This window comes from Streptomyces sp. NPDC107550, assembly GCF_055639095.1.
Window position 1 is genome coordinate 67,424 of sequence record NZ_JBVKBC010000022.1, and the last position, 15,022, is coordinate 82,445.

Consider the following 15,022-nt stretch of genomic DNA (forward strand, 5'->3'; position numbering starts at 1 on the left):
CAGGAACCGAACGAGGGAGAACCCTCATGACGACGCATGACTTCACGCTGCCCGCATCCTCCGACGAGAAGGAGAACAAGCCCCGCGATCCCGAGTGGTACAAGCGTGCCGTCTTCTACGAAGTGCTGGTCCGCTCGTTCTACGACAGCAACGGGGACGGGGTCGGCGACCTCAAGGGCATCACGGCGAAGCTGGACTACCTCCAGTGGCTCGGCGTGGACTGCCTGTGGCTGCCGCCGTTCTTCAAGTCGCCGCTCCAGGACGGCGGGTACGACGTGGCCAACTACATCGCCGCGCTGCCCGAGTTCGGCGATCTCGCGGACTTCGTGGAGTTCGTGGACGCGGCGCACCAGCGCGGCATGCGGGTCATCATCGACTTCGTCATGAACCACACGAGCGATCAGCACGAGTGGTTCCAGCAGTCCCGCAGCGACCCGGAAGGCCCCTACGGCGACTACTACGTCTGGGCGGACGACGACACGCTGTACCGGGACGCGCGGATCATCTTCGTGGACACCGAGGCGTCCAACTGGACCTTCGACCCGGTCCGCAAGCAGTACTACTTCCACCGCTTCTTCTCGCACCAGCCGGACCTCAACTACGAGAACCCGGTCGTGCAGGAGGAGATCCTCGCCGCCCTGCGGTTCTGGCTCGACCTCGGCATCGACGGCTTCCGGCTCGACGCGGTCCCGTACCTGTACGCCGAGGACGGCACGAACTGCGAGAACCTGCCCGCCACGCACGAGTTCCTCAAGCGCGTCCGCAAGGAGGTGGACGCGCACTACCGGGACATCGTGCTGCTGGCGGAGGCCAACCAGTGGCCCGAGGACGTCGTGGACTACTTCGGTGACTTCGCCTCCGGCGGCGACGAGTGCCACATGGCGTTCCACTTCCCGGTCATGCCGCGCATCTTCATGGCGGTGCGCCGCGAATCCCGTACCCCCGTCTCGGAGATCCTCGCCAAGACGCCCGCGATCCCGTCGTCGTGCCAGTGGGGCATCTTCCTGCGCAACCACGACGAGCTGACCCTGGAGATGGTCAGCGAGGAGGAACGGGCCTTCATGTACGCCGAGTACGCGAAGGAACCCCGGATGCGCGCCAACGTCGGCATCCGCCGCCGCCTCGCGCCGCTCCTCGACAACGACCGCAACCAGATCGAGCTGTTCACCGCGCTGCTCCTGTCGCTGCCCGGCTCGCCGATCCTGTACTACGGCGACGAGATCGGCATGGGCGACAACATCTGGCTCGGCGACCGCGACGCGGTGCGTACGCCGATGCAGTGGACGCCCGACCGCAACGCGGGCTTCTCCTCGGCCGACCCGGGGCGCCTGTTCCTCCCCGCGGTCATGGACCCGATCCACGGCTTCCAGGTCACCAACGTGGAGGCCGCGATGGCGTCGCCGTCCTCGCTGCTGCACTGGACCCGCCGGATGATCGAGATCCGTAAGCAGAACCCCGCGTTCGGCCTCGGCACCTACACCGAACTGCCGTCCTCCAACCCTGCGGTGCTCGCGTTCCTGCGCGAGTACAAGGACGACCTCGTGCTGTGCGTCCACAACTTCTCGCGCTTCGCGCAGCCCACCGAACTCGACCTCCAGGAGTACGACGGCCGCCACCCCGTCGAGCTGATCGGCGACGTGCGCTTCCCCGCCATCGGTGAACTGCCGTATCTGCTGACCCTCGCCGGCCACGGCTTCTACTGGTTCCGCCTGCTGCCCTCGGGCCGCCTCACGCCCCGCGTCGCTCGTCACGATTGGACCTGACGCCATGAACACGATCCTGGCCGAACTCGACGGCCCGACCTCGCTGGTGCTCGGCTCCTCCCTCACCGACCTGCTGCGGCGCTGGCTGCCCGGGCAGCGCTGGTACACCGGCGCCGGGCACGGCATCACGGACGTCGTGGTCGTCGCCGCGACCGAACTCGCCCCCGACTGCTTCCACCTCGTCGTGCGCGTCCGCGAGAGCGGCGACCTCGACGACGCCCACTACCAACTGGTCCTCGGCGCGGCCGTCGACCCGCCGCCCCGGCTGCGGCACTGCGTGATGGGCCGCGTGGACGGCCCCGGCGGACGCGACCTCATGGTGTACGACGCCGTGCACGACCACCGCGTCGCCGTCCTCCTCCTGGACCGGATCCGGCGCGGGGGCAGCACCGGCCATCTGCGCTTCGAGTCCTTCCCCCGCACCGCCGTGCCCGCCGACCTCGCCCCGCGCGTCGTCAGCGCCGAACAGTCGAACACCTCGATCGTCTACGGCGACACCCTCATCCTCAAGCTGTTCCGGCGCCTCCAGCGCGGCGTCAACCCGGACCTGGAGGTGCCGACCGCGCTGGCCCGCTCCGGCTACCCGTGGGTGCCCGCGCCGACCGCCTGGTTCTGCACGACCGTCCCGTTCTGGGCGACGCTCGGCATGGTGCAGCCCTTCATATCCGGCGCCACCGACGGCTGGACGCTCGCGCTGCGCTCCGCGTCCTCCCGCGGCGGCTTCGTCGAACAGGCCCGCGACCTCGGCCGCACCACCGGCGAACTGCACACCGCGCTCGCCCGCGCCTTCCCCACCCGCACCCCCTCCGCCCACCATCTGGCCCGGCTCGCCGAGGAGATGACCCGCAGACTCGTGCACGCCGCCGACACCGTCCCGGCGCTGCGCCGGCACACCGCCGTGCTGCGCGACATCTACGCGGCGGCGGCCGTCGGCGACGAGGACCTGCCGCTCCAGCGCATCCACGGCGACTACCACCTCGGCCAGGTGCTGTGGGCGCAGGGCCAGTGGCACGTCGTCGACTTCGAGGGTGAACCCGCGCAGCCGATGGCCGAACGCTGCGGCGACCGCTCGCCGCTGCGCGACGTCGTCGGCATGCTCCGCTCCTTCGACTACGCGGGCCACATGGGCCCCAACACCCGCCCCGAGTGGGCGGAACGCTGCCGCACCGCGTTCTGCGCGGGCTACGGCGAGGGCGGCGGCTTCCGCCTGCTCGCCGCCTCGACCCTGCTGCGCGCCTACGAGGCCGACCGCGCCGTCTACGAAGTGCTGTACGAGGCGGCCCACCGGCCCGACTGGATCACCGTGCCGCTGCGCGCGGTGGCCCGGCTCGCCGCCCGCCCCGCGACCCGGTGACCCAGCGAACCCGTCCGACGACCCCAGGCCCGATCCCCCGAGGCGAGGAGCCCTCATGAGTGTCAGTGCCGACCCGGCCACCACCCCGCGCACCCGGAGCGCAGCCGCCCCGGACATCGACGCGGACACGCGGGCCCGCCTGCTCTCCGGCACGCACCACGACCCGCACGCCGTCCTCGGCGCCCATCCGGCGCCCGGCGGCACGGTCGTACGGTGTCTGCGGCCCGGCGCGGTCGCGGTGACGGCGCTGGTCGACGGCGCGGAGTGGGAGCTCGCGCACACCGGCGACGGCCTGTTCGCCGGCCGGCTGCCCGTGCCGCCCGCCACCCCCTACCGGCTGCGCGTCGCCTACCCCGAGGCGCCCGGCGCCCCGGTCGAGCAGGACGACCCGTACCGCTTCCTGCCCGCGCTCGGCGAGACGGACCTGCATCTGATCGGCGAGGGCCGCCACGAGGAGCTGTGGACCGCGCTCGGCGCGCACGTCATGGAGCACCAGGGCGTGTCCGGCACCCGGTTCACGGTGTGGGCGCCCAACGCGCGCGGGGTCCGCCTGGTCAGCGCCTCCACCTACTGGGACGGCACCGCGACCCCGATGCGCTCCCTGGGCGCCTCCGGCGTCTGGGAGCTGTTCGTGCCCGGCGTCGGGGAGGGCGAGCTGTACAAGTACGAGCTGCTCGGCCCCGACGGATCGCGCCGCCAGCATGCCGACCCGATGGCCCGCCACACGGAGAAGCCCCCGGCGACCGCCTCCGTCGTGCACGTCAGCCGGCACGTCTGGCAGGACGAGGAGTGGCTGGCCCGCCGCACCGAACGCCCGGTGCACGAGGCGCCGTTCTCCGTGTACGAGGTCCATCTGGCTTCCTGGCGACCGGGCCTGACGTACCGCCGGCTCGCGGAGGAGCTTCCCGCTTATGTCTCCGAACTGGGTTTCACGCATGTGGAGTTGATGCCGGTCGCGGAGCATCCCTTCGGCGGCTCGTGGGGCTATCAGGTCACCGGCTTCTACGCGCCGACCGCGCGGCTCGGCACCCCGGACGACTTCAAGTACTTGGTCGACGCGCTGCACCGGGCGGGGATCGGCGTGCTGATGGACTGGGTGCCGGCGCACTTCCCGCGCGACGAGTGGGCGCTCGCCCAGTTCGACGGGCAACCCCTGTACGAGCACGGGGACCCGCGACGGGCGGCGCACCCGGACTGGGGCACCCTGGAGTTCGACTACGGCCGCCGCGAGGTACGCAACTTCCTGGTCGCCAACGCCGTGTACTGGTGCGAGGAGTTCCACATCGACGGCCTGCGCGTCGACGCGGTCGCCTCCATGCTCTACCTCGACTACTCGCGCGAGGACGGCCAGTGGACACCCAACCGCTTCGGCGGGCGCGAGGACCTGGACGCGGTCGCCTTCCTCCAGGAGATGAACGCCACCCTCTACCGGCGCGTGCCGGGCGTCGTCACCATCGCCGAGGAGTCCACGGCCTGGAACGGTGTGACCCGGCCGACCCACGAGGTGGGCCCGGACGGCCTGGGCGGGCTCGGCTTCGGCCTGAAGTGGAACATGGGCTGGATGCACGACTCGCTCGCCTACATGAGCCACGAGCCCGTGCACCGCAAGTACCACCACAACGAGATGACGTTCTCCATGGTGTACGCCTACAGCGAGAACTACGTGCTGCCCATCTCGCACGACGAGGTCGTCCACGGCAAGCAGGCGCTCGTCTCCAAGATGCCCGGCGACTGGTGGCAGCAGCGGGCCGACCACCGCGCCTACCTGGCCTTCATGTGGGCCCACCCCGGCAAGCAACTCCTGTTCATGGGCCAGGAGTTCGCGCAGGGCGCCGAGTGGTCCGAGGAGCACGGGCCGCAGTGGGAGGTGCTGGCCGACCAGTGGCCCGCCCGCGAGGACCACCTCGGCGTACGGCGGCTCGTCGCCGACCTGAACCGGATCTACCGCTCCACGCCCGCCCTGTGGGAACGGGACACCGACCCCGCCGGGTTCACGTGGACGGCCGCTGACGACGCCGACGACAACGTCCTCGCGTTCCTGCGCCGCGCCGCCGACGGCAGCCCCCTCCTGGGCGTCTTCAACTTCTCGCCCGTCGTCCGCCCCGGCACCCGCCTCGGCGTCCCCGCCACCGCGTCCGGCGCCTGGACGGAGATCCTCAACACCGACGCCGGTACGTACGGCGGCAGCGGCGTCCTCAACCCGGGGCCGTTGCGCGAGGAGGCCGTCGCCCACCAGGGGCAGCCCGCCTCCCTGACGGTGACGCTGCCCCCGCTGGCGGCGCTCTGGCTGACCCCCGCGAGCGGCGGCTGAGGAGCCCCGGCGCACGGGCCCGTGCCGCTCACCCGCCCGGCTCACCCGCGCCGCTCACCGGCCCGGCTCACCCGCCCCGCTCACCCGCGCAGCGCCCCGGCCGCCGCCGCAAGGACCGCCCCGGCGACCGAGGCGAGCGCGGGGGAGTCCAGCTTCCACTGCTGCCAGTACAGCGGCACGTCCATCGGTTCGTCCGGCGCCAGCAACGTCAGGCGCCCGGCGCGCAGCAGCGGCCCGGCCTGCGCCTCGGGCACCATGCCCCAGCCCAGGCCCGCCGCGACCGACTCCGCGAACCCCTCCGAACTGGGCACCGCGTGCCGCACCGGGCCCGCACCGCCCCGCCCGCCGCGCAGCCGCCTGACGAAAGCGTCCTGGAGGTCGTCGCTCCGGTCGAAGGTCAGCACCGGCGCCGCCGCCAGACAGGGGCCGAGCGGCCCGTCGAGGTGGCGGGCGGTGAACTCCGGGCTCGCCGCGGCCAGATACCGCATCCGCCCCAGGAGCCGCACCGAACACCCCGCCACCGCGTCCGGCGACGAGGTCACCGCCGCCATCACCCGGCCCTCCCGCAGCAGCGCCGCCGTACGCGTCTCGTCCTCGCGGTGCAGGTCGAACGCGACCGGCGGGCCCCCGGGCGGCAGCCGCGTCAGCGCGCCGAGGAACCAGGTCGCCAGCGAGTCCGCGTTCACCGCGACGGAGACGCCGACCGGGCCCTCGTCGGCGGCCATGCCGAGTTCGGCCCGCGCGTCCCGCTCCAGACGGGCGAGCTGCCGGGCGTAGCGGACCACCACCGCGCCGGACTCCGTGGGCCGCACCGGCTTCGACCGCACGAGCAGGACGCGCCCGGTGCGCTGCTCCAGTGCCTTGACGCGCTGGCTCACCGCCGAGGGCGTCAGACGCAGCGCGGCCGCCGCCGCGTCGAACGTGCCCGCGTCGACCACCGCGAGCAGCGTGCGCACTTGATCGACCGGAAGCTCGGGAATCATCACGGCGGCTAATGCTACGTAAGAATCTTTAGCTGTACGCGCGGTGATCCACTTCGTAGCGTCGGGGTCATGTCACCCTCGCTCACCGCCGCCGCGGCCGGTTTCGGCACCGGACTCTCGCTCATCGTCGCCATCGGCGCGCAGAACGCCTTCGTGCTGCGCCAGGGCGTCCGCCGTGACGCCGTGCTCGCCGTGGTCGGCATCTGCGCCCTGTCCGACGCCGTGCTCATCGCCCTCGGGGTCGGCGGCGTCGGGGCCGTCGTCGTCGCCTGGCCGGGGGCGCTGACGGCCGTCGGCTGGATCGGCGGCGCGTGCCTCATCACGTACGGGCTGCTCGCGGCGCGGCGCGTCCTGCGCCCGGCGGGGGCGCTGGAGGCGGCGGGGGAGGGGGCCGGGTCGCGGCGGCGGGCGGTGCTGACCTGTCTGGCGATGACCTGGCTCAACCCGCACGTCTATCTCGACACCGTGTTCCTGCTCGGGTCGGTCGCGGCCGGGCAGGGGGCGCTGCGCTGGACGTTCGGGCTCGGGGCGGTCCTGGCCAGCCTCTGCTGGTTCGTCGCGCTCGGCTTCGGGGCGCGGCTGCTCGGCCGGTTCCTGGCGCGGCCCGCGGCCTGGCGGGTGCTCGACGGGCTGGTCGCCGCGACGATGCTCACGATGGGGGTGCTGCTGGTGGCTGGGGAGTGAGGTCGCCGGGGAGTGAGACGCCCGTTCCGCCCGGTCCGGTGGTCCTGCGATAGTGAACCGCGCACCGATAGATGTAGCGGCCAGTCAGTCACGTACGGGCCGGCCCGGGGCGGAACCGAACAGGCCAGCGGACCAGGACGACAGACGACAGTGGACACCAGCAAGAGCAGCACCGGCGCGGAACCCTCCACGGAGCCCGAGCCCGGACCTTCGCCCGCGCCCCAGCCCGAGCCCGCCGCTCCGGACCGTGACGAGGGGCGGGCCGGCCGGCGTGGCTGGCGCCGCTTCGCCATGGACACCCGGCCGCTGCGCGTGCCCGCCTACCGCCGCCTGTGGTCGTCGACCATCGTCACCGCGGTCGGCAGCCAGCTCACCGCCGTCGCCGTGCCCAAGCAGATCTACGACCTCACGCACTCCTCGGCCTGGGTCGGCGCGGCGAGCCTCGCCGGACTCCTTCCGCTCGTCGTGTTCGCGCTGTGGGGCGGGGCCGTCGCCGACACCATGGACCGCCGCAAGCTCCTGCTCATCACCAACACCGGCATCGCCGTGACCTCGGTCCTGTTCTGGCTCCAGGCCGTCGGCGGGCTCGGCTCGGTGGTCGTGCTCATGGTGCTGCTCGCCGTGCAGCAGGCGTTCTGGGGGCTCAACGCCCCGGCCCGCAACGCCTCCATCGCCCGGCTCGTGCCCGAGGGCCAACTGGCCGCCGCCAACGCCCTCGGCTCGACCGTCATGCAGACCGGGCAGGTCGTCGGACCGCTGCTCGCGGGCGTCCTCATCCCCGTCATCGGCCTGCCCGAGCTGTACCTCATCGACGCGCTCGCCCTGTGCGTCACCGTCTGGGCCGTCCACCGGCTCCCCGCCCTGCCGCCGCTAGGCGAGGCCCTCAAACGCCGGGCCGGAGTGCGCGAGATAGCCGCCGGTTTCCGCTACATCGCCGCGCACAAGGTGCTGCTGCTGTCCTTCCTCGCCGACATCATCGCCATGGTCCTCGGCATGCCCCGCGCCCTGTTCCCGCAGCTCGCCGCCGAGACGTACGCGCCGTGGGGCGAAGGGCTCGCCCTCGGCCTGCTGTTCGCGGCGATCCCGGTGGGCGCGGTCGCGGGCGGGCTGTTCTCCGGTACGTTCTCGCGGGCGCGGCGGCACGGGTGGATGGTCATCGGCGCGGTCGTGGCGTGGGGCGCGGCGATCACCGGGTTCGGGCTGAGCGGCAACCTGTGGCTCGCCGTCGTCTTCCTCGCCCTCGCCGGGGTCGCGGACATGGTCTCCATGGTGTTCCGCGGGGCGATCCTGCTGTCGGCGGCCACCGACGAGATGCGGGGCCGGATGCAGGGCGTCTTCACGGTCGTCGTCGCGGGCGGCCCCCGCCTCGCGGACGTCCTGCACGGCACCGCGGGGTCGGCGTTCGGCGCGCGGACGGCGGTCGCCGGCGGGGGCCTGCTGGTGATCACGGCGATGCTGGGCCTCGCCCTCGCGGTACCCGCGCTGCGCCGGTACGCGATCTGAGACCGGCCCCGTTCCGAAGCCGCACGTGCGACGGCCGGACGCCGGTGCCCGGGACGCGGCGAGCCGGGGGAGGGGCGGTGCGGGCGGTTACGTACAAGAGGTACGGGAGGGGCGGCCCGAGGCCGGGGCGTACGGGAGGGTCAGGCTTCGGGGCGTGCGGGCGGTCAGCCCGAGGCCAGCAGGACCGTGCCGACCAGGGCGAGGCCCGCGCCCGCCGCCTGGATGCCGCGCAACCGCTCATGGAGGACGCCGCGCGCGGCCAGGGCCGTGACCACCGGGTACAGCGAGGCGAGGACGGCCGCGACGGTCACCGGGCCGTGCTGCGCGGCCACCGCGTACGTACCGTTGGCGGCGACGTCCGCGAGACCCACGAACGCCAGCGCGGGCAGCGCCGCCCGGATCGCGTCCAGGCCGCCGCTCTCGGGCAGGACCGCGCCGCCGCGCCGCGCGGAGACGTACAGGGCCGCGCCGCCCGCCGCCACGTTCGTCACGCGCTGCACGAACAGCGCGAGGAACAGGCCCGTCAGCGTGGTCGACGCCGACGCGATCAGCGTCATCACCGCGCCGAACCCGAACGCGGCCAGCAGCGTCAGCAGCACCGCCCGCCGCTGCACCGGAGCACCCCGCAACTGCGGCCCGCCCGCGAGGACGACGCCCGCCACCGCCACCGCGACGCCCACGCCCTGCAGCCACCCGGGGCGCTCCCCGAGCACGAGCCCGACGCCGACGGGGACGACCACCCCGAGCGAGCCGAGCGGCGAGACCACGCCCATCGGGCCGAGCGCCAGCGCCTTGTAGAACGCCAGCATGGCGACCGGGCCGACCAGACCGGCCGCCACCGCGTACCACAGCCGCGGCCCGGCCTCGCTCCAGCCGCCCGTCGCCACCACGATCGCGCCCAGCACGAGCGCCGCGAGGGACTGGGAGACCACGACGACGGTGAGCGCGGGCGTCCGCCGGGTCAGCAGACCGCCGCCGAAGTCGGCGAGCCCCCACAGCAGACTCGTGGCGAGGGCGAACAGTGCTGTCATGCGGGGCCTCGCAGTACAGTGCGGTGGACGGTGGGGTGCACCACACCGTAGTTCAGTGAAGTGAATGCTGTCATCCAAAATATTGGACGGAATGTGCCGGACCTCGATCTCCTGACCCAGTCGCTCGCGCGCAACGTCAAGCACTGGCGTACCGAGCGCGGCTTCACGCTCGACACGCTCGCCGCCCGGGCCGGCGTCAGCCGCGGCATGCTCATCCAGATCGAGCAGGCCCGCACCAACCCCAGCATCGGCACCGTCGTGAAGATCGGCGACGCCCTCGGCGTCAGCATCACGACCCTCCTCGACTACGAGCAGGGCCCCAAGGTCCGCATCGTCCCCGCCGACCAGGCCGTACGCCTGTGGTCCACCGACGCCGGCAGCTACCACCGCCTCCTCGCCGGCACCGAGGCGCCCGGCCCGCTGGAGATGTGGGACTGGCTGCTCCAGCCCGGCGAGGGCCACGCATCCGACGCCCACCCGCAGGGCACCGTCGAACTCCTGCACGTCCTCGACGGCACCCTCACCCTCGTCGTCGACGGCACCGCCCACGAGGTCCCCGCCGGAGCCAGCGTCACCTTCGAGGCCGACACCGCCCACGAGTACCGCAACGACGGGCCCGTCCCCTGCGCCCTCGTGATGGCCGTGTCCGTGCCGTTCGTACGCTGAGACGCCCACCGCCCGTGCTGCGGGCGGCCGTCAGCGTGCCGCCATGCGCGCACCCATCGGCTCCTTCGACCACGGCAAGGCCCTCGCCGAACTGCCGGGCGCGGTCGTCCTCGACGGCCTCGGCACCGCCTGACGGCCCGTCCGGCGGCGGAGTGGCAAGATCGCCGGTGGAACGCCGACCGGCGGCCCGCCGGCCCGCGCCGGGCGCGCCGCACCCCGACAAGGAGCGTGACGTCTTGACCTCCACCGCCAAGCCGACCGTCGCCGTCCTCGGCACCGGCATCATGGGCGCCGCCATGGCCCGCAACATCGCCCGCGCCGGCCTGCCCGTACGCGCCTGGAACCGCAGCCGCGCCAAGGCCGAACCGCTCGCCGCGGACGGCGTCGAGATCGCCGACAGCCCGGCCCGCGCCGTCGCCGGCGCCGACATCGTCCTCACCATGCTCCACGACGGGCCCGCCGTCCTGGACGTCATGCGGCAGGCCGCCGAGGGGCTGCGCCCGGGCACCGCCTGGCTCCAGTCGACGACCGCCGGGCTGACCTCCGTCAAAGACCTCGCCGAGTTCGCCGCCGCGCACGGCCTGGTCCTCTTCGACGCGCCCGTCCTCGGCACCCGCGAACCCGCCGAGGCCGGCCAGCTCCTCGTGCTGATCGCCGGGCCGAGCGCCCACCGCGACACCGTCGCCCCCGTCCTGGAGGCCGTCGGCTCCCGCACGGTGTGGGCGGGGGAGGAGGCGGCGCAGGCGGGCGCCACGCGGCTCAAGCTCGTCGCCAACAGCTGGGTGCTGGCCGCCACCAGCGCCGCCGGGGAGGTCCTCGCGCTGTCCAAGGGGCTCGGCGTCGACCCCCGGCAGTTCTTCGACGCCATCGCGGGCGGCGGCCTCGACATGCCCTACCTGCGGCTCAAGGCCGACAAGGTCCTCGACGACCGGCTCACCCCGCCGCAGTTCGCCGTCGACACCGCCGCGAAGGACGCCCGTCTCATCCTGGACGCGGCCCGCACCGCCGGCGTCCGCCTCGACGTCGCCGAGGCCAGCGCCGCGCGCCTCATCCGCGCCTCCGAACTCGGGCACGGTGACGAGGACATGGCGGCGGCCTACTTCGCGTCCTTCGAGTAACCCCGGGCGGGGGACCGGCCCCGGCCCTGGTCAGCCCAGGCGGGGGATCTCGATGGCGGGGCAGCGGTCCATGACCATCTCCAGGCCCGCCTCGCGCGTGCGCGCGGACGCCGCCTCGTCGACGACGCCGAGCTGGAACCAGACCGCCTTCGCGCCGACGGCCACGGCCTGGTCGGCGACCTCGCCCGCGAGGTCGCTGTTCACGAACACATCGACCACGTCCACCGGGAACGGGATCGCCTCCAGCGAGGGGTAGCCCTGTTCGCCGTGGACCGTCTCCGCCTTCGGGTGCACCGGGACGATGCGCTTGCCGAAGCGTTGCAGTACCTCCGCCACTCCGTACGCGGCGCGGGACCTGTTGGACGACAGGCCCACCACCGCCCAGGTGTCGCCGCTGCCGGTCAGGATCCTGCGGACGGTCTCCGTGTCGCCGTACATCGTCGCTCCCTCGCTCATGCGGTATCTCTCTTGCCGGCACAACGGGTGGCACCGCCCCGGGATTCCCTCCGGGCGGCGGGTCACGCTCGTGCGTGGGCGTCTGCGAGCGGGTGGTGGCTGGCCGCGCAGTTCCCCGCGCCCCTGTCGGGGCACTACGCGCGCGTGGTCACCTGCGGCCCGGTGGGGGCCGGTCGCGCAGTTCCCCGCGCCCCTGGAAGCGGGGCTTCGCCCCTGCTTCCCCCGATGGAGGCGGCGACGCAGTCGCCCCTCCCGCTGCCCCCAGGGGGGAGGGTGCGACGCAGTCGCCCCTCCAGGGGCGCGGGGAACTGCGCGACCAGCCACGACGCGAGTCGAGGACCCCCCGGCAGAGCCACCCACCCGCGCGGGGGAAGGAGAACTGCCCGAGGGAGTTCAACAGGCCGCACACCAAGAACCCGCCCCCCCCCGGAGGGAACCGTCACCCCACATGCACCCGCGGCCGCCGCCCAGGCACCCCCTCGGCCCGCCGCAGAACCTCCCGAGTGACCGGCGCCACCTCCCCGTCCCCGAACACGAGAAACCGCAGCAGATGACTGACCGGATGCCCCTCCGTCCAGGTGAAGTACGCATGCGGCACCTCCCCCGTACGGTCACGCAGATCCATCAGCACCGCCGCCACCGTGTTCGGCACCCCCGGCCCCCGCACCCGCAGCCGCCGCACCCCGTGCTTCTCGTCCCCGTGCACGAGCAGATCCTCCGTGAAGTCCGAGGAGTCCCGCACGAACACCTCAAGGAAGAGCACCGGCCCGTCCTCGGGGATCGGCGTGTCCTCGCGCTGGGACTCCTCCTTGCGGCGGTACTCGGCGGTCGTGTGCTCCTGCGGCTCGTTGGCGATGATCCGCAGCGGTCCGTGCGCCGCCGCCTCCTCGACCAGCCGCAGCGCGGCATCGTCGTACGTCACCGCGCCCGCGCGCAGCTCGAACGCCCGGTGCACGCGCGAGGCGAACGACGAGACCAGGATCGCCACGATGAAGATCAGGGCGATCTTGATGCCGTCGGGCCGCTCCACCACGTTGGTGACGAGCGTGTACGCGAACACCGCCGTGATCGCCCCGAACCCGGCCGTCGCCGCCCGGCGCCCGCGCCGGTGCACCGCGACCGTGGACGCGAACGACGCCGACAGCATCAGCACCAGTACGCCCGTCGCGTACGCGCCCGACTGGTCGTCCACGTTCGCGTTGAACCACAGCGTGATCGTCACGGCCGCCGCCATGAACACCAGCACCAGCGGCCGCACCGCCCGCGTCCACTCCGGCGCCATGCCGTAGCGCGGCAGGTAGCGCGGTACGAGGTTCAGCAGCCCGGCCATCGCCGACGCCCCGGCGAACCACAGGATGGCGATGGTCGACAGGTCGTACACCGTGCCGAAGCCCTCGCCGAGATAGGTGTGCGCGAGGAACGCCAGCGCGCGCCCGTTCGCCGACCCGCCGGCCTCGAACTCGCGCTGCGGGATCAGGATCGTCGTGGCGAGGCTCGAAAGCAGCAGGAAGCCGCTCATGATCAGCGCGGCCGTCGTCAGGAGCTTGCGCGTGTCCCGGATGCGGCCCCTCGGCTCCGCGTACGTGTCCGAGGCCGCGCCCCGCACCTGCGGCATCACCGCCACGCCCGTCTCGAAGCCCGACATGCCGAGCGCCAGCTTCGGGAAGACGAGCAGCGCCACGCCGATCATCACGAACGGTGACGAGTGCTGGGCGGTCATGGCGTGCCACCAGTTCCCGATCCGCACCGGCTCGTCGAACACGTGCACGGCGGCCGTCACCAGGACCACCACGTTCAGCAGCAGATACGCGCCGACCAGGACGACGGCGACCCGGATCGCCTCCCGGAACCCCTTCAGGAAGACCGCGCCGAGCGCCGCGAGCAGCGCCAGCGTGATGTACGTGTTCGCGCCGGACAGCGCGGCCGGCGCGAACGGGTTCTCCACGACGTGCGCCGCCGCGTCCGCCGCCGACAACGTCATCGTGATCAAGAAGTCGGTGGCCGCGAACCCGAGCAGCACCAGCACGAACAGCTTCCCCGCCCACCAGGGCAGCAGCCGCTCCAGCATGGCGATCGAACCCTCGCCGTGCGGCGACTCCTTCGCCACCCGCCGGTACACCGGCAGCGCGCCCAGCAGCGTGAGCGCGATCAGCACCAGCGTCGCCAGCGGCGAGAGCAGCCCGGCGGCGAGCGCCGCGATACCGGGCTGATAGCCGAGCGTCGAGAAGTAGTCGACGCCGGTCAGACACATCACGCGCCACCACCGGTGGCCCTTGTGCTCCTCGGGCACATGCCCGTGCGGGCCCTGGTGACGGGCCGTCTGCTCGCTCAGCCCCTCCAGCAGCCACGACCGCCACCCGTGGGAGGGCGGGGTCGTGCTGGCGGCCGGGGGCTCGGCCTGGGTGCCGGTCATGGCGCGCTGTTCCTGTCGGTCGGTGCCGGGGGACGACGAGCGAGTATCCAGTACATCGTCACCTGTGCCTCGACCGGGGGCGAGCCCGACACCACCTGCGCATACGCTGGACCGATGCAGGACGAGTACCGCACGGTGGCCCACGAGGGCGTGCACGAGACAGAGATCAACCGCTCCCGGTTCCTGTGCGCGCTCGCACCCGCCGCGACCGAGGCACAGGCCCAGGACTTCATCGCGCGCGTACGGGCCCAGCACCCCACCGCCACCCACAATTGCTACGCGTACGTCATCGGCGCCGACGCCTCCGTCCAGAAGGCGTCTGACGACGGCGAACCGGGCGGCACCGCGGGCGTCCCCATGCTCCAGATGCTCACGCGCCGCGAGATGCGCTACGTCGTCGCCGTCGTCACCCGCTACTACGGAGGCGTCAAACTCGGCGCCGGCGGCCTCATCCGGGCCTACGGAGGTGCCGTGGGCGAGGCGGTCGACGCCCTCGGCACGGTCACCCGCCGCCGCTTCCGGATCGCCACGGTGACCGTCGACCACGCCCGCGCCGGCAAGATGGAGAACGACCTGCGCTCGACCGGCCGCGAGGTGCGCGAGGTGCGGTACGCGGAGGACGTCACGATCGAGATCGGGCTGCCGGAGAGCGACATCGAGCGGTTCCGCGGCTGGCTCGCCGACGTCAGCGCGGGCACGGCCGGACTCGAACTCGGCGGCGAGGCATACGGGTAGAGCCC

General features: G+C 73.1%; 12 protein-coding genes. 8 read left to right on the plus strand and 4 right to left on the minus strand.

The features are described from left to right. Positions 1–26 precede the first annotated feature (26 nt). Genes treS through glgB form a run of 3 tightly spaced genes read left to right on the plus strand, consistent with a single transcriptional unit; the run spans position 27 to position 5,428 of the window. On the plus strand, positions 27–1,763 hold the full coding sequence (treS, locus tag ACZ7LY_RS25120; RefSeq protein ID WP_471626950.1) for a maltose alpha-D-glucosyltransferase: 1,737 nt from the start codon (positions 27–29) through the stop codon (positions 1,761–1,763). Between the two features lie 4 nt (positions 1,764–1,767). Continuing rightward, complete coding sequence (locus ACZ7LY_RS25125) at positions 1,768–3,117, plus strand: maltokinase N-terminal cap-like domain-containing protein (RefSeq protein WP_471626951.1); 1,350 nt, start codon at positions 1,768–1,770, stop codon at positions 3,115–3,117. A gap of 55 nt (positions 3,118–3,172) precedes the next feature. Continuing rightward, complete coding sequence (gene glgB / locus ACZ7LY_RS25130) at positions 3,173–5,428, plus strand: 1,4-alpha-glucan branching enzyme (RefSeq protein ID WP_471626952.1); 2,256 nt, start codon at positions 3,173–3,175, stop codon at positions 5,426–5,428. A gap of 80 nt (positions 5,429–5,508) precedes the next feature. Here glgB and ACZ7LY_RS25135 read toward each other — a convergent pair whose 3' ends face one another. Further along, complete coding sequence (locus tag ACZ7LY_RS25135; RefSeq protein ID WP_471626978.1) at positions 5,509–6,411, minus strand: LysR family transcriptional regulator ArgP; 903 nt, start codon at positions 6,409–6,411, stop codon at positions 5,509–5,511. Positions 6,412–6,480: 69 nt separating this feature from the next. On the opposite strand from ACZ7LY_RS25135, the gene ACZ7LY_RS25140 reads away from it, so the two are divergent. Together ACZ7LY_RS25140 and ACZ7LY_RS25145 are read left to right on the plus strand one after the other, a co-directional pair. Next, positions 6,481–7,095, plus strand: coding sequence for a LysE/ArgO family amino acid transporter (locus ACZ7LY_RS25140; protein ID WP_471626953.1), 615 nt, complete (start codon positions 6,481–6,483; stop codon positions 7,093–7,095). 150 nt (positions 7,096–7,245) lie between these two features. After that, on the plus strand, positions 7,246–8,598 hold the full coding sequence (locus ACZ7LY_RS25145) for an MFS transporter (RefSeq protein ID WP_471626954.1): 1,353 nt from the start codon (positions 7,246–7,248) through the stop codon (positions 8,596–8,598). A 164-nt stretch (positions 8,599–8,762) separates the two neighbouring features. Here ACZ7LY_RS25145 and ACZ7LY_RS25150 read toward each other — a convergent pair whose 3' ends face one another. Beyond that, positions 8,763–9,629, minus strand: a complete 867-nt coding sequence (locus ACZ7LY_RS25150) for an EamA family transporter (protein WP_471626955.1) — start codon at positions 9,627–9,629, stop codon at positions 8,763–8,765. Between the two features lie 93 nt (positions 9,630–9,722). Here ACZ7LY_RS25150 and ACZ7LY_RS25155 point away from each other — a divergent pair, with 93 nt between their 5' ends. Next, a complete protein-coding gene (locus ACZ7LY_RS25155) occupies positions 9,723–10,295 on the plus strand; it encodes a helix-turn-helix domain-containing protein (RefSeq protein ID WP_471626979.1) in 573 nt (190 codons plus the stop codon). 284 nt (positions 10,296–10,579) lie between these two features. Next, a complete protein-coding gene (locus ACZ7LY_RS25160; RefSeq protein ID WP_471626980.1) occupies positions 10,580–11,413 on the plus strand; it encodes an NAD(P)-dependent oxidoreductase in 834 nt (277 codons plus the stop codon). Between the two features lie 30 nt (positions 11,414–11,443). Here the strand turns inward: ACZ7LY_RS25160 and ACZ7LY_RS25165 are convergent, their stop codons facing one another. Then, the gene (locus ACZ7LY_RS25165; protein WP_471626981.1) at positions 11,444–11,851 is read right to left on the minus strand and encodes a CoA-binding protein; all 408 of its coding nucleotides are present in this window, start codon (positions 11,849–11,851) and stop codon (positions 11,444–11,446) included. A 457-nt stretch (positions 11,852–12,308) separates the two neighbouring features. After that, positions 12,309–14,282 carry an APC family permease gene (locus ACZ7LY_RS25170; protein WP_471626956.1) on the minus strand — a complete coding sequence of 658 codons (1,974 nt, stop codon included), beginning with the start codon at positions 14,280–14,282 and terminating at the stop codon, positions 12,309–12,311. Between the two features lie 114 nt (positions 14,283–14,396). On the opposite strand from ACZ7LY_RS25170, the gene ACZ7LY_RS25175 reads away from it, so the two are divergent. Next, on the plus strand, positions 14,397–15,017 hold the full coding sequence (locus tag ACZ7LY_RS25175) for a YigZ family protein (protein ID WP_471626957.1): 621 nt from the start codon (positions 14,397–14,399) through the stop codon (positions 15,015–15,017). Positions 15,018–15,022 lie beyond the last annotated feature (5 nt).

What these genes read in the sequence shown, in the direction of transcription:
- treS (WP_471626950.1), top strand. Translation starts at nt 27, where the DNA reads ATGACGACGCATGACTTCACGCTGCCCGCATCCTCCGACGAGAAGGAG.
- ACZ7LY_RS25125 (WP_471626951.1), top strand. Translation starts at nt 1,768, where the DNA reads ATGAACACGATCCTGGCCGAACTCGACGGCCCGACCTCGCTGGTGCTC.
- glgB (WP_471626952.1), top strand. Translation starts at nt 3,173, where the DNA reads ATGAGTGTCAGTGCCGACCCGGCCACCACCCCGCGCACCCGGAGCGCA.
- ACZ7LY_RS25135 (WP_471626978.1), bottom strand. Translation starts at nt 6,411, where the DNA reads ATGATTCCCGAGCTTCCGGTCGATCAAGTGCGCACGCTGCTCGCGGTG.
- ACZ7LY_RS25140 (WP_471626953.1), top strand. Translation starts at nt 6,481, where the DNA reads ATGTCACCCTCGCTCACCGCCGCCGCGGCCGGTTTCGGCACCGGACTC.
- ACZ7LY_RS25150 (WP_471626955.1), bottom strand. Translation starts at nt 9,629, where the DNA reads ATGACAGCACTGTTCGCCCTCGCCACGAGTCTGCTGTGGGGGCTCGCC.
- ACZ7LY_RS25160 (WP_471626980.1), top strand. Translation starts at nt 10,580, where the DNA reads ATGGGCGCCGCCATGGCCCGCAACATCGCCCGCGCCGGCCTGCCCGTA.
- ACZ7LY_RS25165 (WP_471626981.1), bottom strand. Translation starts at nt 11,851, where the DNA reads ATGTACGGCGACACGGAGACCGTCCGCAGGATCCTGACCGGCAGCGGC.
- ACZ7LY_RS25170 (WP_471626956.1), bottom strand. Translation starts at nt 14,282, where the DNA reads ATGACCGGCACCCAGGCCGAGCCCCCGGCCGCCAGCACGACCCCGCCC.
- ACZ7LY_RS25175 (WP_471626957.1), top strand. Translation starts at nt 14,397, where the DNA reads ATGCAGGACGAGTACCGCACGGTGGCCCACGAGGGCGTGCACGAGACA.